Genomic DNA, 20457 nt, shown 5'->3' on the forward strand with positions numbered 1-20457 from the left:
AGATTTAAGGCAAACGGTTGTATAAACGATACAGCAGCACTGCGGTCTCAGCACGTGTCATTGTATCTTCCGGATGGAAGCTGCCATTGCTTCCTTCCATTATTGTTGATTTGGTTAATGAATCAATGGCATCGCGGGCATATGCCTTAATCAAATGAGTATCTTTATAGTCATTCAGACCGGATTCACCTTCAGGAGGAGGCTGCATCCCGATAACTTGCATAGCTCGGTAGATCATAACCGCTGCTTCTTCCCGGGTAATTGGAGACGCTGGCGAGAATCGATCCGCGCCTGCCCCTTGAATGATGCCCAGCGTTCTTGCGGTATTCACGGACTGTTCGTAATAAACATGCTCAGGTACATCCGCGAAGCGTTCCACCTTGGTTCCCTGATCTGGTTGTAATTCTAAGGCATTGATAAGCAGAGTTACGAAATCCGCTCGGCGGATCATGGATTGAGGCTGATATTCTGCCTTTGTCATTCCACGAATAACCCCTTTGGACACTAGAACTTCGATGGCATGGCGGGCCCATGATAGTTGCTGTATATCCTGGAATGTTCGATTATCCTGAGTGATTGCATAAACTCCGTTTTGTCGTGTCTTGAAAATCATTTGTTCCGATTTTTTATTGAACTTCCCATTTGGAATGGAGATCATTTGCCCGTCATCCGCGATACGTTGTACTGCGAGTTTTTCCGGGTCCAGCAGTTCAGTTACATTAGGCTGATAGGGTAAACTTACTGTGATTGGCGTAATGGAATTTTGCCATGCAACGGATTTTCCATCCGATATCACAGATAATGAAATCGCCGGCCGCTCTCCTAAGTCTGATTTCATCTTGGCACTCCAAGTGCTTCGATCAGCCTTACTTAATACCAAGTTAATACGCTCTCCAATCGTTCCTTTGGTATTGGCCAGCAAATTGCTCGGAACCAGCAGCACTCCCCATGCTGTTCGAATCTCCAACCAATGGGTAGATGGTACTTCCTGCAAAAAGCTGGATGGAAGTGTCAGAGCATACCCTTCAGCACCATCTACAGATTCGATGTCTACAATCAGCTTCTTTTTCCTGTCCTGATCAGGGGTGATGCGGTTGAATGCATCCTCCATCATCTTGTTGGTGAGCTCGGCTGTTGCTAATGCAGCAGCCTTATCCAGCTTGGGCTGAAGCTGCATTGTAGCACCAGGAGCGGCGGGTGTTGGTTCATTCTTCCCTCCAGTCGTAGGGCCCCCTCCAGCACCTGGCTGCGAACCAGAACCCGAGCCTGGCTGTGGATTGGGTCCCCCGGGATTCGGATTGGAACCTGATGTAAGAACAGCGAGTCTCACGAGTAATGAGGACTTTAACGTGCCGCCTGGTAGCAGAGTGACGAAGTTGGCTGCTGTATCTATAGAGGTAACAGCTTTCTTTTGCTCCGCAGTACGAACACTCGCCTCGGCCGATTGCTCCAACAATGTCACATAATCACCCGTAAGCAGGTACAAGTTTCCGAATAATCGTGCATCTTTACTTGTACCGATCCCTCCATTAAATTCCATAAAGCCTGATCGTCCTTCGCCATCGTTTTCGTTGACAAGCAATGCAAAACCGATAGGTTTGTCAGGTTGGAATGAATATCCTTCCTGATGAAGTGCTGCAAAAGGCAGCGTAATTTGATAATGAGTAATATGAGTCGTCTCGTCCCGGGTAATGTTTGCTGATGCGGATTCCAATAATCCTGGTGCAACCCCTTCCGGAGCTCGCCATCTCCATTTCGTGATGACACCTTCCTGATTCAGTGCAAAACCAAGCTCATTCACCTGTTTGCTGGCCGCACCATCCTCTTTACCAAGGTCAATACCGAGCTGTAAACTGTCTCCTTGCCATATATCGCCATTGGTATTGGATTGATGGTGAATATCGTCTTTGACGTCCACCTTGAGAACCAAATTTTCCGCATCCCAACTTGCTTTAGCTTGAATGCTGAGGTCATTCGGACCTCCCCAGCTTCCACCGACACTGTTGTAATGCTCCGGACTGGAAACCTCAATGAATGGCAGCGTTCCAACAGCATCTTTTTGTGCCGCAAAGGATTGTGACAGTTTGACTGAAGTCTCATAACGGAATCCGTTTTCAAGCGTTACTCTGAATTTGAGCAAGTCACTTGATATATAGGGAAGCGCCACATCCTTGCTTTTCCCAATGCCCAGCCCCTCAAATCGTACTGGCTTAAACATCGCCTGATACACACTCGGTTCAATCAGTTCGACCTGCCCTTTAAGCAAAGCCTCACCTGCAACATTAGTCAAAGTCAGCGTGCTTCCGGGATCACCTGGTCTGGATGGATCATACCCAAGCTGGTTCAGTTTGAGTGCCAAAGGAAACAGATTGGTACCCGTCACTTTTCCAGGAGGGGCTTCATTCTCAATCTGAAAACCGCCATTAAACAGGTTGTTGGATATCACCATCTTCTCTACGTTTGGACCTGCAACCACATGATTCGTACGTGGCTGTTGAAAATAGGAATTGTAGAGGGTAATATCACCACCGATTGCATTAATGCCGATTTCACCAACGTTTGTGAAGTTTCCCTGTTGTATGCGGATATCTCCTCCGTGAATATCAAAAGATCTTGTTGTGTCTCCCCACATGGACGTATTGAAGAACACCGCTTTGGAACCAAAATCTGGCCCAACCTCCACGTATACCTTGTCTGTTGTACTCATGGAAACAAGCTCTGTATTGATAAACGAAAGACCAGCTGTTCCCGCATGTTGTAATACGGCTCCCTTTTTACTGCCATCCGTGCCATGACCAATAACGATAGCTTCGGGCCCTCTTCCATTCTGTTCTTCAAAATGAATACCGTACTTTGATCCGTATACAAATGTATTAAAAATAACCTGATTGGTAACATCCCCTATACGGAAGGCGTCCAGATTCTCTTTTTGATAATTCCAAATTTGATTAAATTCTTCATCATTCGATGGATGATTTGGATAATTGTTCCGACCATAATAATGCGGATTGAACTGCACATTCCGCATGTATCCTCCGTCTGACCCGCCACCAAGATATATGCCTTCCTTGAGCGGAGATCCCGCTACATAATCGATATAATGACCACTTGTATCATGGGTGCCGAAGTCGACAGCCTGATAAGGGTTAACCAAGGTTGTATCGATCAGGTATACGTTTTTCCCTTGACCTTGCACAGTCCAGGCATAAGGCTTCACCGGATTGGCATCAGACCATGTTTGTTGATCGTAATAGACGGATAATCCGCGTAATCCAGCTGCTTGCTTCAGCTGAATGAAGGCATCGGCATCCGGGTCGTTTTCTCCATAGTTCGTAAAAATAACGGTTCCATTCCCGATCGTATGATGAGGTACATCATAATTGCCCCGCAGTTCTACGGCAGTCGGGACCACCAAAGCCTGTTCGACGCGGTATATGCCAGCCGGCATATAGACCGTTCCTCCACCTGCTGCTTCGGCATCATTCAATGCCTGTTGAATGGCTTGGGATGAATCCGTATTCCCTGTGTTATCAGCCAAATAGGGCTGGCTCACTACGTTAAACAATTCGCGAGTACCCGACTTGGGCTGCACAGCAATATCTACTGAAGGAACATTAGGGATCGTTTCCAACACCAAATTTTCTTCCTTATGGATGTTCAGTTCCGCCGAGGTACTTTCATCGTTCACTGCAAGGTTGCCTTCGTATCCGGAATGTATGGCATTGATTGTTGCCACATCTCCCTGAAGAAGCAGGTGCCGATCCGGCTTGGCGAAGGTAGAACTACCCAGTATAAGCGAACCACTCTTCGCAACTATGGCATAATCTCCGCTTCCTTCACCCCAATTCTCGAAAGAGCTACTCTCAAAGGACAACGTTCCACGCCCTTCATTCACCACCGCATGTTTGGGCTCCCCGCCCACCGTTACGCTGTTAAACTGGGCAATGGAGTGAAAACCTTCCGTTGCATAAATGGCAACAGGATTCGGACCAGCACTCGCTTCGAATTGGCTATCTGTCACCAGCAATCCATAATCATTGACGCCTTCAATCTTCAGCGCAACGTTGCAGTCGTCAATCTGAATCTTGTACAGCTGCGCATTGGCTGTTTCTAGGCTTCCTGTTCTTGTCGTGATTCGTATGCCTGTCTTATAACCCGAGATATGAATATTCGACATATACTCCCAGTCCGAGCGCCCCATTACGATACCTTCTGATTGCTGTATCATATATTCACGCAATTGAGATTGCTCAGGTGCTCCTGGCAAACCAGAGTTCGCCCATACATTCGGGGACAGGTGAAGCTCTTCCAGTCTCCCGATGTCTGTTGTGAAATCCAGAAAGATACCGGTTTTCAGTGTGGTGCCGTATACATCCTTCACATAATGAAGTTCGTTCCATTCCGGGCCAATCTTGATCCCCTGGTACGCATTGACGAGTGTTACATTTTTCACCGTAGCACTGTCACCTGGAAGCTGTTCCATCGTCCATGGATAGGCCACCGGGTTATTCATATTCTGTTCGGGATACCAGATCGACACATGTGTTACCCCACTGGAAGGCTCCATCTTTATGAAGCTGTTCCCGTTAGCTTGACCTTTGCCGCCATATACAGCAAGGATTGTGCCTTTGACTAACCCGCCATGCTCGTCGGGGTTCCCCCAATCTCCGCGAAGTGTAACGCCTGTTGGAATAACCAGCTCTCCGGTTAATTTATAGGTTCCGGATGGTACGAACACAACTCCGCCGCCTTGATTTCCGGCTATTGCCAGCGCTTCTTTGAAAGCTTGAGTATCGTCCGAGACACCGTCCCCTATTGCTCCATAATCGGTTACGCTCCGATCTGCAATGACGATATCTGATGTAGGGAATTCCGTATCATAAACCTTCGCCTGAGTACCTCCCTGTTGCTGAGGCTGCTTATGGACAGTTACTTTCGCCAGATGAAGTTCCGGATTGTTGGCTGGTGCCCCTGCACCGCTAACCCCGATTCGGAAATCCGCATCATGGGTGCGGTTACCGAAATTGGCATCACTGAGCTTGAAGGTATGTGTCTTCCAGGTTCCCGTATTTTCATACCGGAACAAAGGAGCATCCTTGAAATTGGATTGCTTCGAATCGTATTGCAGAGACATCGCTCCGCTATTGCTATCGTAATATTCAACAGTGACGAACACGTCCTGATCGGTATTTTCAAACAAATATTCATCCGCAACATTAAAGTAAAAATACAGGATGTTATCGGCCGGATTTGTTGGATTCACGGTCTGATTGGTTTTCCAATACTCCTTGCCGTCAGATATCCCCACTTGAAGCCCTGCTGAAGGTCCATCGCCGGGACGAGCCGTTATGCCCTGCTGCACAGGAGTTTCCCCCAACGTAATACTTACTGAGTCAGGTGACACATCATTTAGATGGACGTCTCCCTGTTCAGTAATATCTTCTCTCTCTGCTGCCGCGTGTGTGGTCGCTGGTGTGATGTATAGCCCTGAACATAACATGACAATAGTCAATATAACTGGAATGGTACACCTGGTACCTAACCATAATCGTTTGTTCACAATCGTACCTCCCATTAACTTGATCATGTAATCAAGCTGCACGAAAACAGGGTTGTCGTATGTGGAACATGATGCATCCGTTTTCAATCCGCAGCAGTGGAGAGAACTCCAAGACTGAATTGTTTATATCAAACGTGTTGTGGGTTGAATGCCGATCGTCTGAATTTTTGCTGGTCCCACATTCAAAACATAACTTCCCTCATCCGCTACCTTCATGGCTTCACCTTGATCTTCAACAATTGTACTTTCGTACACTTCCTTAGCCTCAAACGATGGCGTTACCTTCAGTGAAGTCGTCTCCGATGATACATTGAACACCCTGAACAGCATGTCATCATTTGCCTCGCCCCTTTTAAGCGCACTAAAAGCGAGATGATCACCCTCCCATTGCAAAAACTCGTGGGTAGCGGGTAACCTTCCACCATGTACCCCTGTCTGTTGAACAGTCCAGGGAACCGGGAACTGGTACGCCTGCACATAAGCATCGGACTCAATAACATCCAAATCATGTGAGATGAGCTCCATTTCCAGAATGTGCTGTCCGAGACATTGGGCCTCCGGCGTTGCAAATACCCCCCAATCCCCAAGCTCACGTACCCCACGCAGCAGTGTCACAGCAATGGTATTCTGATTAGCCAATACTTCGTACTCATTAAGACCTTTATTCGCAATCGTTAGCCCTTCACGACCATTGCTGATACTGACAAATGCATTTTGATGCTGCGCATTGCTGGGATTTCTCCATTCCGCTTCCGGCTTTATCGGGCGCTTTGCCAGTTCGTAAATAGAGTCAACGGTAACATGACTTGCTTCGAGTCCCGTTTGGAACAACATGCGAATTCGATGATCCTGAACCGTGTTATTGATATAACTTTTAATGCCAACCGAACGCCCCGTTTTTTCAAGGCTCAGCTCTGTACGAATCCTCACTTCTCTAGTTTCATCAAGCCGCCGGGATTTCCGATAACGAAATGGAACCATGGAGCGGATCTCTTCATCCAGCAGTTCATCTGCGGAGGTCGGGAGATTCCAGTTATGCACGATCTCATAGACGGCTTTCAGTGGTGTATGATGTACCAGCTTAATCTGGGCAGGCAGTCCCTGCGTAGTCAACGGAGCTTCCTGATCCGGTTGTCTGTACATATACTCATTTCCGATATCCCCCGTATCCTCATAAATGCCAAGCCCTGTATAATTACGACCGTTCACTTTATCCAACATGGTAAACGATCCATCCCCCGCAATCTCGATCCGCACATAATCGTTCTCCATCACTTGCTCTTCTGTAACAAGTTCAGTGGTAGTCAGTTCGCTAAGCGCATTCTCTCCAGAAACACTCTTAGGCACAAGAGCAAAACTATGATATCCAAAACCAGGGATGTTCTGGACATGAAGCTCTACATCCACTTGATATGCCCAGTAAGGTTGACGGAATCGATCATCCGGCAAATCATATCCAAATGTCGGTCCAATGGGTGTGATTACGGCTTCCACTTGCTTGCCTTCCGCGTTCAATACAACCCAATCGTTCGAGTCAAAGGCTTCATATTCACGCTTAAACTCCTGATACTTTTCATGCGGAGGCCGGTGGTCAAAGTAACGTCTCTCAATGTCCATCCTAGTTACAATCACATTGGATCGTCGATGTCCCGAAGTGTTAAACACTACAAAAGGCAACGCACAATCTGCGTCAAAGCCAGATGTATCCACGGATTCGGCTATTGTACGAGCACTCTGAACCGATATGACTTCCGCCACTTCTTGCGATTTGGCAAATCGGGTCATCATTTCCCTATGGACCTCGTCAACACTGCACCCACAGATGCTGTCATGAGGATGATTCTTCAGTAACGTCTTCCAGGCATATAACAGCTCATGCCGTGGATAAATGCCTGTGGACAGAGAGGCCATGACTGCCAGCGGCTCAGCCACTTTCTCCAGTAACGTCTGACTTTTTACATTTTGCTGTTTGATATACACCCTTGCTGAAGCCGTATTTACAAGTGTGATCCAGCCGTCGGTCCATTGGCTTCGAAGTTCACCGCGAATGACGTCCAATGATTGGGGTTTCGCTTTTTGCAGAGCCTGAATGTATTCAGGAAAGCTGGAGTGACGAAACGCCACATCTGGCATAGTCTCGGTAGCCGTCTTTAACGCTTGTGTCAGATCCTTCTGAAGCGGCTGATGATCACATCCGTTCATGAACAGGAGTTCCGAACTTGAAGCAAACTCTTCTGCTGCAGCCAGTTTTTCAGCCCAGTAAACTTTCGCCTTCTCTGGTTCCACCGGAATTTCCATGCCATTGTTGTACCAATTGGCGAACAGGATCGCCAGTACACGAGTACCATCGGGAGATTCCCAATACATCTCCGAGTATTTGGAGGTATGTTCATTGCCAGACTGAATTTCGTTATTGAATCCAACTGGCTTCACTCCACGTCCATATACAGCTACCTCAATGCCTGCCTGGCTAATGAGCTGTGGTGCCTGACCCATATTGCCGAAGGAATCCGGGAAATATCCGATTTTCGCATATCCTCCCATTTGTTCTGAGGCTTGAATCCCAATTAACAGGTTACGTGCATTGGCTTCACTGCTGACGAGGAATTCATCTTGAAGGATGTACCATGGACCGACAATCAGCTTGCCCTCTTCAATTAACTTGCGGACCTGGTTCGACCTATGCGGCATGATTTCCAGGTAATCTTCCAGTACAATAAACTGCCCATCCAGATGGAAATTGGTAAATTCCGAGTCATTTTCAAACGTCTCGATTAAATCCTCCATGAGCTGAACGAGCAACATTCGGTGCTTCTCGAAGGATAGATACCACTCCCTGTCCCAGTGAGAATGTGCGACAATATGCGCGGTTTTTGTAGTCATTCATTTCATTCCAATCTTGTATGATTTAGTTGTTGTGTATTTACATTTTTACTGAACCTACCGTCATGCCCTTGACATACATCTTCTGCATGAACGGGAAGGCAAGCAGGATTGGAATGACCGTAATCAAAGCCCCTGCCATGAGTTCATTCCATTTCTTGAATGAAGATGAATCCAGATACATGAGTCCCATCGGTAACGTAAACATATCCCGGCTATCCACGATGATCATCGGCCACAAAATATTGTTCCAGCTTCCGATAAAGTTCAGAATCGCAATGGTTCCGATAGCTGGCAACGCTAATGGCAGATAGATTCTGTAGTAGATTTTGAAATTGTTGCATCCATCCAGTACTGCGCTCTCGTATAACTCATGTGAGATTGTGCGGAAGTAACTGGTGAATAGGAAAATGGCGAAGGGTGCAGCACCATTAATCATGGGCAGAATCATGCCAATATACGTGTTTTGCAGCCCGAGATTGGTCATGTTGATATAAAGCGGAATCAATGTGGTTACACCTGGAACGAGTAGCAAGGCAATAAACGTGTAATAGATGAATTTTTTGCCCCGATAGACAAATTTGGCAAACGAATAGGCCATCATGGTATAGATGAGAATAACGCCTATAATCACGACTGCACTTACGATCACGCTGTTGATGAAAAACTGATAGAAGTTCAATTTGTTCCATACGTCACCAAATGTGGACCACATCGGTGCAGCTTGTGGAAACGGACTCTGTGGATTGGCTAGTGCATCCTGTGATGTCTTCAGCGAAGTGCCGATCATCCAGACAAAAGGATACAGGCAGGTCAATCCGTACAAGATTAGAATGATATGCTTAATATATTTGACCATGTGCTCCTCCTTTTAGATGTCTGCCTTGAATGAGCGAATACTGAATATGGCAATGGCACCTGTAATCAGAAATGATACCCATCCGATAGCGCTGGCCAGACCATAATCATTGTTTAGAAAAGCTGTACGGTACACGAGCGTACCAATAACCTCCGAACTGCCAGCCGGTCCGCCGCCTGTCATGATGAACACATTCTCAAAGGCCTGAAAGGCTCCGTTCACCATCTGAATGACGGCAATAAGCGTGATTGGCTTCAGTAACGGCCAGGTAATTTTCAATATCATGGTTGTTTTCTTGGCACCATCCACACTTGCTGCTTCATACAGTGTCGGATCAATGGAAGTCAGACCAGCGTAGTACAGAATCAGCGTTCCAGGCAGACCACCCCAGATTGATGTCAAAATAATACCGAGTAAAGAAGTAGACGAACTCCCCAGCATTCCACCAGGTACAGCAAGGAAATCCAAACCCATCCATAAGAAGAGTGAGTTGAATGCTCCACTAGGTTCAAACAAACCTTTCCATACATAAAAGATAGCTACGCCAGATGCGATCATCGGCAGAAAATAAATCGTCCGGTACCACGTTGCTGCCTTCGTATTTTGCAGCACAAATGCCAGCACAAGTGCGATTGGAACGACGACCACAACCTGTGAAACGGCAATAATCAGATTGTGCAGAACGGCATTATAGAAATTCCGGGTTACAATCGGATCATCACCGAGCAGGAACTGACGAAAATTCGCCAGACCTTCAAACCTTGCGGTGGAAAAATCGATCCCGGACCAGTTATAAAAACTGAGCATGATCGAGAATCCGACCGAATACACGCCGATGGCTAGAAACAAAAGCACGCCAGGCAGTAAAAAGAGATACGGCATCCACTTATTTCGACTTTTTATCATGATCAATCACCTTTTGCTCTCAATTTGGCAATCGACAGCCCCTTACGGGGCTTGCCAATTGCTTTGGTATTCTAGTTCCCGCTCGCTTTCAGACTTTCCATGGTGTCGTCGAACTTCTTGGCGACTTGTTCAGCAGTCATCTTTTTCTCGATCATGGATTGCATGGACTGGGCATACACTTCCCACTCTTTGTGCTTGCCACGATACGTATTGATTGCTGGTGAGGCTTGACTGTAAGGACCAGGTTCGGCAGCGAATGCATCTGAAATTGATTTCAGGTTCGGGTCCAGATCATTTGCACGATCGCCCAGATTCAGCGCAGGTACTGTATACGCCGCATTAGCAAAAGCAACAGCAGCATCCGGATCACCGGTGAGGAATTTAATGAAATCGAGCGCTTCAGCCTTGTTCTGCGAATCTTTATTTACTGACAACATCGTTAACGTGAATGGATCAGTCGTCCAGCTGTTAATTTTAGATCCTTCAAGCGGAGGTACCGGGAAGGTGAAAATATCGTCAGGACTCATTCCCATAGCCAGTAGCGTAGACATTGTGAAGGAACCACCGAGATCGAAAGCGGCTTTGCCAGCAGCAAACGCCTGGTCTGCTCCATCAATATCCGTTGACAAAATTCCCGGCATAAGCAGATCTTTGTTTGCCAATGTCTCCATCGCTTTTACTACCGGCAGATTTGAAGGGTCGCTTAGTTTGGACTTTCTTTCGAGCAGATCTATATAACCTTGAGGTTCGTTCAGCATGATGGACAGTGCCGAACCGGCCCAGTTTTCCCACAGATCAGGCAGCTTTGCACCAAACACTAGCCCAGGAGTACCTGTTTTCTCTTTGACAGTCTCCATCATGGTGACGAATTCTTCCCATGTTTTGGGCGCTTCGGCTGTCAACCCTGCTTCTTCGATCAGCTTCTTGTTACCATAGAAAGTAAAGAATCCTCCGATATCAAGCGGCAGTCCGTAGAACTGGCCAGTCTTCAGTGACTTTTGAATTGTGGTGGCATTCTTATCTTCTTTCCAAGAGTCAACCTGACTCTGTGTAACGATGATCGGGTCCATTGCTGCACTGTAGTAGCTGTTCAACAGATCATCACTCACTTCACCAGACAGCTCGAGCACCGAGTTCTCTATGGAATCTCCTGCCGTTGCCCACCAGTTCACGATATCCGGCAAATTTTTGGAGTTGGCTGCCGCCTGGAATTTTTGGCGATACGTATCATCTGGTGTAAAGGTCTCGAGTTTGACTTTGATTCCTGTTTTCTCTTCATACAATTTCGCAGCTGCTTCAATCCCTGGCGTGTATGCAACCTTCCACGTCCACATCGTGAGCTCTTTACTCGCTTTGGGTTCCGTCCCCCCGGACTGCGCATCACCGCAAGCGCTTACAATGAGTGAGAAAACAGTTAACAAAGTAACGATCATGCCTGCTCTTTTTTTCATCCCGCAACCACCCTTATCTTTAATTTTGGATCGTTTCTGGCTTAATGAATATTCCACGACAACAAATTGGCGTTAAAAACCGCTGCACCCCCTTTTTAAATTAAAGAACACTTGATAAAAAATTCGAAGCATAGATAAGATTGTGAAGGCTCGTTGGAAACGCTTTATCCAACAAACTTTAAAAACAATATAAACAACATACTTTTACTTGTAAATGTTTATTTTTAGATACAACTTAACAAAGTGTATTCCTAATAAATTGTTTATTCATAAGGTTTTTTTATCATATTTGTTCGTAATTTCAATCTTCTTGTCTTACTCACTTGTTATTGATTTTTAGCACTTGTATATGTTGTATTAATATAATATATTTAGAACGAACTAATAGTGAATGGAGATAAAATGCGATGGTTAGAACCTTCAAGCCAATGTACAAGAAAATCGAAACATATATCATTGACCAGATTCGAAGCGGAAATTGGAAACCAGGCAGCCGAATTCCTTCCGAAAATGAACTGGCTGAGCAATTCAGTGTGAGCCGTATCACAGTGAAAAATGCCCTCACTGCTTTGGTCGATAAAGGAGTTGTCTACCGACTTCAAGGCAAAGGCACCTTTGTTAACGATCACAGCCCCGAGGAGATTCATAACATCACATCAGCGGTAAAAGAGCAGCTCATAGCACCAACGATCGGGTTCCTTCTCCCCCGTCTCGACAATCGGTTCACCGCCAATCTGCTGAGCGGAATTGAGGACACCCTTTCAGAGAATGGCTATCAATTGTTATTTGCCAAGACGAATGATTCACAAGAGACGGAGATTCTGAAAATCCAGGAAATGAAACAGGCAGGCGTTAGAGGACTAATTATCTATCCCGTTGAGGGTGAACACTATAACAATGAGATCCTTGCGCTTACGCTAAATCGCTTCCCCCTAGTCCTTCTGGACCGCAATCTAAAAGGGGTGGAGACCAACTCCATCAGCTCAGACAACCATGAGGCAGCTATTCAGGCAGTTAAGCATCTTCATGAGCTTGGGCACAGTCGAATTGGCTTTATTTCCACTCTTGCTGAGGGGACATCGAGTATTGAGGACAGATTGCATGGGTATGAGAAAGCCTTGGAGGACCGTCATATTCTGATTGATCGCAGTATACAGATGACACGTCTGGCCATGAGTGACAGTGATGAAGAGGTTATCATGATGATTCAGAAGTTTTTACAGGCAAATCCGCAGATGACGGCCCTTCTGTCTTCCAATTTCAGCCCTCATGTTATTCAAGCGGCGATGCAGATGGGGATCTCTGTACCGGAAGATTTATCCGTTGTGTTCTTCGATGATGTCGAATTTCCGGAGTTCTGTACCATTCCACCCACGGCTGTTGTCCAGCAGGAACTTGAACTCGGACGAGAAGCGGGCAGAGTCATCCTGAAACAAGTGGAGAATCCAAGCAGTGAGTATCTACAGGTTAAGTTACCCACGAAGCTTATTCCCAGACAGTCAACAGCAAAGGCGAAATCATAGCTACCGTTACTTGGTATTTAACAGGATACCACTACTGAAAACGTTTATATTTATAGTAATCTATTGAGAGTTCAACGTAATTACGAAGAAGGACCCTTCCATTTGAGAAGGGTCCTTCGATTTATGTGAACTATGACTATTGTAAATTTGCGGAAGTAACATCCTTCCAATGTTTATTCATTCCTATTTCAGCATGTTTTCCAACAAAGGCCATTCTTGCCTCCAAATCATTCATCAATTGATATCTCATCCAAGCTGTCAAATAACCTCTATGCTGTCCTCCATCCTGCTCTATCGCTGTATGTGCAGCTCCTTTAGCCATGGCCATTAAGACCGGAAGATCCGGATTGGTATTCTCCAACGCCAATTTGTTGGAATCTGACGGGGAGATGATGAAATCTCGGGTTCCCCCTATAACAAAAAATGGTACCTTCAGCGCTGATGTATCGTACACATCCTCTGGATCACAATATTTCAGATCAGGCAGAGCAATCGAAACTACCGTTTTGATGAGATCCCCGTTCTCAAAATTGGTATGAGCGTTAATCACACCTGTTGATCCCTGGGAATGCCCTGCCGCACCGACCTGATCTTTTTGAATCCTGTGATAAAACGGACTGACTGTCACTTCATTTTCACTAAGCATATATTCTATCGCAGCCATAATTTCTTTTCCTGTACCCGTGGTTTGGCTATATGTATCGATGACAATAAATCCCCAACCGGCCAGGTGTCTTAACAACTGATCATAATTGTCAGGTAATGCCCCCGTTCCGTTGCCCCAAGCGATGACCGGGTGCAAGACATCCGTTGATTGCGGAGAATAAACCCTGTAGAGCTTCTCGCCTTGTTTGTCCTTGATCTCCAGCGTATCTACCTCGTACGTGCCGGGCAGAGCATATTTTTCTTCAACACTTCCGGCTTCAAAAGTAGCCGATACCGAATTTACGAGGAAAAAGGATAGTACGCAAAATGCAGCGATCAAAATACCGACAACACCCGTTATCCATAGAAACCACTTGCTCCGAATTACTCTTTTCACTTGTGGCACACAATCTCCTCTCACATTAAAGCAGTATACGTACGTAAAACATACCACAGGTATAGCGCTTTTTGTTTAGAGATATTTTTGTTACATCAACCTTTTCGCATTTCATAATAGAACACCCACGAAAAAATGAACATGCCTTAACGAAAGCCTTCGCTATGATGTTTCTTAGTTAATGGTCAATAATCCAAATGTATGACTTGCAATATTAGGAAATCGTGCTAATATAAATTTAAACACTGTTTTAAACATTGTTTAAATAACTTTATTGGAGGTTTTACATATGGAACCAGACAAGAAAAGTGAAACAAAAGAAAAGATTATGCAAGCCACACTGGAGTTCACCAAACAAAGTGGATTTGAAGGCATCACCATTCGAAAAATTGCCGAAGCCTCTGGCACAAATGTATCCCTGGTTAATTATTACTTCGGCTCCAAAGAAAATCTGATCAGTGAATCTATTAAAATGATTCTGAGCAGCTTTCAGCATACCTTTGTTATACTCGATGAATTATCCATCCCCGCCCGAGATCGATTAAAGCAATTCTTAATGGATTATTTACAAGTCATCCGTGAATATCCCGAATTGTTATCCAGAATTATTCTTATGGGTTCAGCAGATTTCTCATCTCAACAGGAATACGGTTCATTTTTAAATCTATTGGGGTTCCCTAAAGTTCAAAATACATTAAAAGAGATAACCGGAGAGCAACAACCGGAACGACTGACCACAATGATGACGCAAATTTTTGGGGCGCTTTTTCTCCCGGCACTTATGAGTCCTATTCTGGAAAAAGGAGCTTCTGTGAAGATTGCTTCTATCGATGCACAAATTGACCTGCTCTTTGAAAGATACTTTCATTAAACAACATTGATGGAGGCGATTCAGTTGAACATGTTAAGAAAACATTGGCAGGACTTGGGATTGATCATTGCATTCCTTGTATGTATTTATCTCATCTTGGATTGGGGAACACTTCCGCGCATTAACAGCATTTTATGGTTAAGCTTTATTGCCATACTCCTGCACCAATTTGAAGAATATCGATGGCCGGGTTACTTTGCAGGATTGTTTAATAAAGCTCTGTTCCAAAGTAAGACACCTGAGAGATACCCGTTAAATCAGCAGTCAGCCATGATTATTAATCTGATTATCGCCTATGTGTTTTATTTACCGCCTGTATTCTTCCCTTCCATTGTATGGCTGGGTCTGGCACCTGTATTAATGGGTTTTTTCCAGATTATCTGGCATGGCATCTTCGCCAATATAAAGGCAAAAAGTATATATAATCCCGGATTATTTTCAGCGATATTTCTGCATTTGCCAATTGGAATCTGGTACATTAAAAGTGCCTATGAACAGAATATGTTAACACCAGCAAATTGGATGTGGAGCACCATTTATTTTGTTGTAGCTGTCTATGTTTTAATTGTTAAAGGCAATATGTGGCTGAGAAACAAAAACTCTGTTCATCCTTTTTCACAGAAACAATTAGGATCTTATACTAAAAAATAAACCTGTGACTTCAATATAAAATAAACGCATCGAGTCTAAGGATTTGATGCGTTTTACGTTTCTCTTTTGAAATGATTAAGTTTCTAAATCTTGAACTTTATTTTAAAACATCTTTTGCACAGGATGCTGTTCACGAAGGGCATTTCCAACACAAAAAAAGCCGCCATTTCAGGCGACTTTCTTCGTGAACAGAAAACAGATCTTAAGAGATTGGTAAATCCGTTTGAGTCAACTGGGCGGAAACTTCCCATAGACGACGGGCTTGCTCAGGATCGATAGCATAGTCCTTGACTCCAAAGAAGGCTCCATCCGCAGGAGCTGGCTCACTGATGTCACAATCCTCGCAATACACGCCACCTTTTCCCTCAAGTTGCGGAGATGTCGCTGCCCATACTTGCGTTGCTGCCCCTTGCTCTGGCGTTTTAAAGTTTGGATTGGCAACTTGACCAGACTCATCAATCCAGCCCAATGCGATCATTTCCTCTTTCGGCATATGTCGTTGCAGCGGCGTCAGAATTCCACCCGGATGTACAGAGAACGCACGCACTCCCTGATCTGCACCACGTCTATCCAGTTCAACGCTAAACAGAATGGTTGCTGTTTTGGACTGTCCGTAAGCAGGAAACTTTTCATAGCCATTCTCAAATTGCATATCGTCCCAGCGAATTGGTGAGAAATGATGTCCTGTTGATGCAACAGATACAACCCGTGCTCCTTCCTCACTTACGAGTGCCGGCCATAATAAGTTAGTTAGTGTGAAATGTCCAAGATGGTTCGTAGCAAATTGTGCTTCCCAGCCCGGCCCTACGCGAGTCTCTGGACAAGCCATAATCCCCGCATTAAGGATCAACATGTCGATACTCTGGTTGCTTGCCAGAAAACGATCGGCAAAAGCACGGACACTGGTGAGATCTGCGAGGTCCATTTCATCGATCTCTACACCAGCTAGTCCTGCAAGAGCCTCTTTGGCGATGGCTGGCCGACGTGCGGTTACAACAACCTTGGCTCCAGCACGAACGAGTGCACGTGTGGTCTCCAGACCCAATCCGGAATATCCACCCGTGACGATGGCAAGTTTTCCGGATAGATCCGTGTTACTCAATACTTCCTCAGCTGTTGTGCGATGGTTGAATCCGGAACCGATTTTATGTTGTAAGGTTTTTGACTTGTTATCCTGGTTCATCAAAATAATCTCCTTCCAGATCTGTCTTCTTCAAGTTTACAACTTAAAGTGTACTCTAAGTCAAATATGAACGAATTCCTCTACCTCAATGCTCCAAGACTTTACGAATACAAAAAAAGCCCGATTTATCACCGAGCCTATAAACAAAAGTATAAGGTTGCAATTTCTATTATATTTCTATATACTTCACCCATTGCTCATACAGTTCAGTCTCACTACATTGAAAGATCCCTTCAAAATCTTGAGGATTACGAATCAGTTTGTTTAATGCCTCTATCCCGTATCGCTCAACCACAAATTCCACCATCATATAAGAGAACTGAAAACCTTTCATCGTTTCAAAATCCCACGTATCGTTATTTAATTCATCAAAAGATGGAATTAACTGGTTACGAATATTATCTTCCGTTGAACCTTTAATGAAATCTTGGGACATCTGTTTAGCTTCATATCCACCAATACCCTGTCTTATCCATTTGGGAGCTGCAGGATTAATGTCGCTGATTAGCCACATGGCGAACAAGTGGACTGTGCCTTTCAGAATGGATTGATACGTATGCTCCGGTCCCGGATTCAATGGAGAGACAATCTTCAGAGTACGCCCTTCATATGTGCCCATAAACCAATTGGGGGCATCTGTTTCGCCAACGGCTTGATGGAATGTTGGTAGATCAGGATAAATTTCAATAACTACCTTTTGTGATGGATGATGTTTATATTTGGTCGACACTCGTTCAACACTATTATTGAGTTCATCGAACAAATCTTGATGCACTTTCGTCGTACGATCATTCGTATCATGGTTTTCACCTTTATTTACAATGGAAATCAGGTCTTGAATAGACATGATGGCAATATCCCCCCACTCTTTTAGTTCTTTTCTTAATTTCTCCAAAGCCCTGTATAGTCTGTTCTTTACTGCACTTTCCCGTCGTCCAACTATCTTGGAAATTTCGGGCAAGGTGCAGTCAACGAAAAAGCGTAATGCAATAATTTCCTGATCAATCTCATCCAGCTTTTGTAACGCAGAGCCAATATCAATGCGAATATCAACATGTTTCGTAAATTCAAGAGAGATCGATTGCGATTCATAATCTGTAAAATCATAAGGAGATTCTTTTTGTCGCGATAACCTGCGATATTCGTTCTTCACCGTGTTCTGAGCAATCTTAAAGATCCAGGTGAATAAATTAGAGCTTCCTTTAAAGCTGTGAATATTTTCGACTGCTTTCAAAAATACCTGTTGGGTCAAATCATCTGCAACCAACGGATTCAATTTCAGTGAGAAGTATTTGCTGATTCGTTGACGATATTGCTCATACGTGTTCTCAAAGATGGCGATGCTGTCCTGTTCATCCGGATAAACAGGTTTCGTGTCATGAGCTCCTGACATGGTGGGGAACCTCCTCTTGATTTACATTTAATTAGACACCGGAGGAAGCAAAATAGCCACGCATGAGAAAAAATAATTTTTGACTTTTTGGCCTCTTTAGTATGAATTCTGCTTTTATGAAGATGAAAAACAAACAAAGGCAGCCGATCACACTGACCGGCTACCTTTGTTCTTTATTGAAACATAAATTTTAATCCTTGCTTATTTCAGGCGGGATCAAGCTTTTAATTGAGTCTGCATGAAGACCAGCTCCTCAGCCAACTTTTCCAGACGACTTAAGGCTTCAGTATCTTTAATGTTATTCTCTGCATCAAAATGATCACTATTCAGATATACATAGCTTGGGGCGACATAAGAGCGGAAAAAGCCGGCAATCGGTTTTAATTGATTTTCCACTACCAAATAATGTTGATAGGTGCCACCGGTTGCTAGAAAACCCATCACTTTATTGTAAATGCTCTGCACAGGCAGAAGGTCGAATACATTTTTCAGTACGCCTGTCAGAGAGGATTGATATATTGGTGTGCCGATCATGTAAAAGTCAGCATCTATCAATTTTTGAACCACCGACTGGGTGTCTTCATTGTAATCCTCCAACTTGCGACCATCGCAAAATTCGATTCCTTTATAATCTCTTAAATCTATGAGTTCAACTTCAATTTCTGGATGATTATTTTTTACGAATTGGAGTACAGCATCCACACCTACTGGTGTCTTTGATCCAATCAGTGACCCGGACAATCCGATTAATTTCACAACATTAACCTCCAATGATTTCTTCTTCATCATCAAACGATTCCACGTTTCCCAACGCACATTCCTTCATCACATGAAGCATACTGCCTAGGGTGATTTTTTCTAACTGCTGCATTAACTGTTGTTCACTTTCTATGAAAATGTTTACGAGCTGAATATCTACCTCTGCTGTTAAATTCCCTTTTGTCATCATGGATGGTTTGGGGATCTGAAGCGGTTTGGAAGATACCAGGGTGTACACATCTTTCAAGGTTATCTCATGCGGGTCTTTGGACAAAACATAACCACCGTCTATACCTTCTTTTGACTTAACGTATCCCACTTTTTTGATCGAGCTAAGGACTCGGCGTATCCTTGCCGGGTTCACCCGAATCATTTCAGAGATCTGAGTACTGGTTAGCTTCTCATTTTCATGTGAACTAAGGAGAACCAGAATATAGATGACAACACTTAGCTCACTGTTCATTGCAGCCTACTCTCCCAAAATAATGACTTCCGTCTCCAATTCAATATTAAATTGATCACGTACTGTTTTTTTAATTAATTTGATTAATTCCAAATAATCCTCAGCAGTGGCGTCATCTGCATTAATGATAAAACCAGCATGCTTCTTGGAAATTTCCGCTCCCCCAATGCGAGTGCCTTGTAAGTTACATTCTTGAATGAGTTTTCCAACATAATGTCCCTCTGGACGTTTGAATACACTTCCGCAAGAGGGAAATTCAAGCGGTTGTTTGGATTCCCTTTTAAACGTTAAATCCTGCATGGTACTCGAGATGTTATCCTTGTTCCCTGGTTTAAGCTTAAATTCCACTTCAAGTATGATGTAGTGATCCGTTCGGAAGATACTGTTTCGATAACCAAGCTGCATGTCATCTCGGACCATGTTAAGCAACTCTCCATGTTTAGTAACCACTAGCGCTCGTTCAACGACCTCATCCATCTGACCACCATAAGCTCCTGCATTCATATATAAAGCGCCACCTGTACTTCCGGGTATCCCACATGCAAACTCCAGACCTGTTAAGCTGTTATCCAAAGCTGTACGTGACACATCAATAATGTTGGAACCGCTCTGCGCTACAATCTTGTCACCATAGACTTTAATCTGATCAAATTCGCTCAGAGAGAGCGTTATTCCACGCACGCCCTGATCTTTGATAATGACATTTGATCCTTTTCCAATGACCGTCAGAGGTATTTGATGTGTTTTTGCAATGTTAATCACGTTAACAATTTCTTCTTTCGTTGTAGGATGGATAAGTATGTCTGCTTTACCACCCAGTTTGATATACGTGTGGTCTTTTAATGGCTCATTCCATTTCAATTTTTCCAAAGGTATGTGATTTTCAAAAATATTCATGACATTCTCTCCCTGA

Annotated in this window: 14 protein-coding genes; 3 read left to right on the forward strand and 11 right to left on the reverse strand. The window is 44.4% G+C overall.

The window, feature by feature from the left end; all coding sequences use genetic code 11:
- Window positions 1-4: 4 nt before the first annotated feature.
- The 5 genes from CS562_RS05275 to CS562_RS05295 all read right to left on the reverse strand — a co-directional run bounded on the left by CS562_RS05275 (window position 5) and on the right by CS562_RS05295 (window position 11659).
- Window positions 5-5560, reverse strand: coding sequence for a glycosyl hydrolase family 28-related protein (locus CS562_RS05275; RefSeq protein WP_180287035.1), 5556 nt, complete (start codon window positions 5558-5560; stop codon window positions 5-7).
- A 123-nt stretch (window positions 5561-5683) separates the two neighbouring features.
- Entirely contained in the window at window positions 5684-8443 is a 2760-nt protein-coding gene (locus CS562_RS05280; protein WP_099854152.1) for an alpha-mannosidase, read from the reverse strand.
- 40 nt (window positions 8444-8483) lie between these two features.
- Window positions 8484-9302: a carbohydrate ABC transporter permease gene (locus CS562_RS05285; protein ID WP_024631711.1), complete on the reverse strand. Its 819-nt coding sequence runs from the start codon at window positions 9300-9302 to the stop codon at window positions 8484-8486.
- 12 nt (window positions 9303-9314) lie between these two features.
- Window positions 9315-10208, reverse strand: coding sequence for a carbohydrate ABC transporter permease (locus CS562_RS05290; protein ID WP_024631712.1), 894 nt, complete (start codon window positions 10206-10208; stop codon window positions 9315-9317).
- A gap of 71 nt (window positions 10209-10279) precedes the next feature.
- Complete coding sequence (locus tag CS562_RS05295; RefSeq protein ID WP_076288522.1) at window positions 10280-11659, reverse strand: ABC transporter substrate-binding protein; 1380 nt, start codon at window positions 11657-11659, stop codon at window positions 10280-10282.
- A 407-nt stretch (window positions 11660-12066) separates the two neighbouring features.
- Here CS562_RS05295 and CS562_RS05300 point away from each other — a divergent pair, with 407 nt between their 5' ends.
- Entirely contained in the window at window positions 12067-13182 is a 1116-nt protein-coding gene (locus CS562_RS05300) for a GntR family transcriptional regulator (protein ID WP_099854154.1), read from the forward strand.
- Window positions 13183-13318: 136 nt separating this feature from the next.
- Here the strand turns inward: CS562_RS05300 and CS562_RS05305 are convergent, their stop codons facing one another.
- The gene (locus CS562_RS05305; RefSeq protein ID WP_099854591.1) at window positions 13319-14224 is read right to left on the reverse strand and encodes a poly(ethylene terephthalate) hydrolase family protein; all 906 of its coding nucleotides are present in this window, start codon (window positions 14222-14224) and stop codon (window positions 13319-13321) included.
- A 289-nt stretch (window positions 14225-14513) separates the two neighbouring features.
- Here CS562_RS05305 and CS562_RS05310 point away from each other — a divergent pair, with 289 nt between their 5' ends.
- Both CS562_RS05310 and CS562_RS05315 read left to right on the forward strand, forming a co-directional pair.
- Window positions 14514-15095 carry a TetR/AcrR family transcriptional regulator gene (locus CS562_RS05310; RefSeq protein ID WP_099854156.1) on the forward strand — a complete coding sequence of 194 codons (582 nt, stop codon included), beginning with the start codon at window positions 14514-14516 and terminating at the stop codon, window positions 15093-15095.
- Between the two features lie 24 nt (window positions 15096-15119).
- Window positions 15120-15746 (forward strand): HXXEE domain-containing protein, encoded by a 627-nt coding sequence (locus CS562_RS05315; protein WP_099854158.1) that lies wholly within the window; start codon window positions 15120-15122, stop codon window positions 15744-15746.
- 202 nt (window positions 15747-15948) lie between these two features.
- On the opposite strand, the gene CS562_RS05320 is transcribed toward CS562_RS05315, so the two are convergent.
- The 5 genes from CS562_RS05320 to murB form a co-directional block, all read right to left on the reverse strand.
- Complete coding sequence (locus CS562_RS05320) at window positions 15949-16929, reverse strand: SDR family NAD(P)-dependent oxidoreductase (protein ID WP_099854160.1); 981 nt, start codon at window positions 16927-16929, stop codon at window positions 15949-15951.
- Between the two features lie 169 nt (window positions 16930-17098).
- Window positions 17099-18322, reverse strand: a complete 1224-nt coding sequence (locus CS562_RS05325; RefSeq protein ID WP_099854162.1) for an RNA polymerase sigma factor — start codon at window positions 18320-18322, stop codon at window positions 17099-17101.
- A 216-nt stretch (window positions 18323-18538) separates the two neighbouring features.
- Entirely contained in the window at window positions 18539-19078 is a 540-nt protein-coding gene (locus CS562_RS05330) for an NADPH-dependent FMN reductase (RefSeq protein ID WP_099854164.1), read from the reverse strand.
- Between the two features lie 4 nt (window positions 19079-19082).
- The gene (locus tag CS562_RS05335) at window positions 19083-19544 is read right to left on the reverse strand and encodes an Rrf2 family transcriptional regulator (RefSeq protein WP_099854166.1); all 462 of its coding nucleotides are present in this window, start codon (window positions 19542-19544) and stop codon (window positions 19083-19085) included.
- Between the two features lie 6 nt (window positions 19545-19550).
- Window positions 19551-20441, reverse strand: a complete 891-nt coding sequence (murB, locus tag CS562_RS05340) for a UDP-N-acetylmuramate dehydrogenase (protein WP_099854168.1) — start codon at window positions 20439-20441, stop codon at window positions 19551-19553.
- Between the last annotated feature and the right edge of the window lie 16 nt (window positions 20442-20457).

The organism is Paenibacillus sp. LK1, from assembly GCF_002750415.1.
GTDB classification, from domain to species: domain Bacteria; phylum Bacillota; class Bacilli; order Paenibacillales; family Paenibacillaceae; genus Paenibacillus; species Paenibacillus taichungensis.

Coding starts and splice junctions, on each gene's coding strand:
- CS562_RS05320 (WP_099854160.1), bottom strand. CDS start 16,929: ATGAACCAGGATAACAAGTCAAAAACCTTACAACATAAAATCGGTTCC.
- CS562_RS05325 (WP_099854162.1), bottom strand. CDS start 18,322: ATGTCAGGAGCTCATGACACGAAACCTGTTTATCCGGATGAACAGGAC.
- CS562_RS05290 (WP_024631712.1), bottom strand. CDS start 10,208: ATGATAAAAAGTCGAAATAAGTGGATGCCGTATCTCTTTTTACTGCCT.
- CS562_RS05300 (WP_099854154.1), top strand. CDS start 12,067: ATGGTTAGAACCTTCAAGCCAATGTACAAGAAAATCGAAACATATATC.
- murB (WP_099854168.1), bottom strand. CDS start 20,441: ATGAATATTTTTGAAAATCACATACCTTTGGAAAAATTGAAATGGAAT.
- CS562_RS05280 (WP_099854152.1), bottom strand. CDS start 8,443: ATGACTACAAAAACCGCGCATATTGTCGCACATTCTCACTGGGACAGG.
- CS562_RS05295 (WP_076288522.1), bottom strand. CDS start 11,659: ATGAAAAAAAGAGCAGGCATGATCGTTACTTTGTTAACTGTTTTCTCA.
- CS562_RS05335 (WP_099854166.1), bottom strand. CDS start 19,544: ATGAACAGTGAGCTAAGTGTTGTCATCTATATTCTGGTTCTCCTTAGT.
- CS562_RS05310 (WP_099854156.1), top strand. CDS start 14,514: ATGGAACCAGACAAGAAAAGTGAAACAAAAGAAAAGATTATGCAAGCC.
- CS562_RS05285 (WP_024631711.1), bottom strand. CDS start 9,302: ATGGTCAAATATATTAAGCATATCATTCTAATCTTGTACGGATTGACC.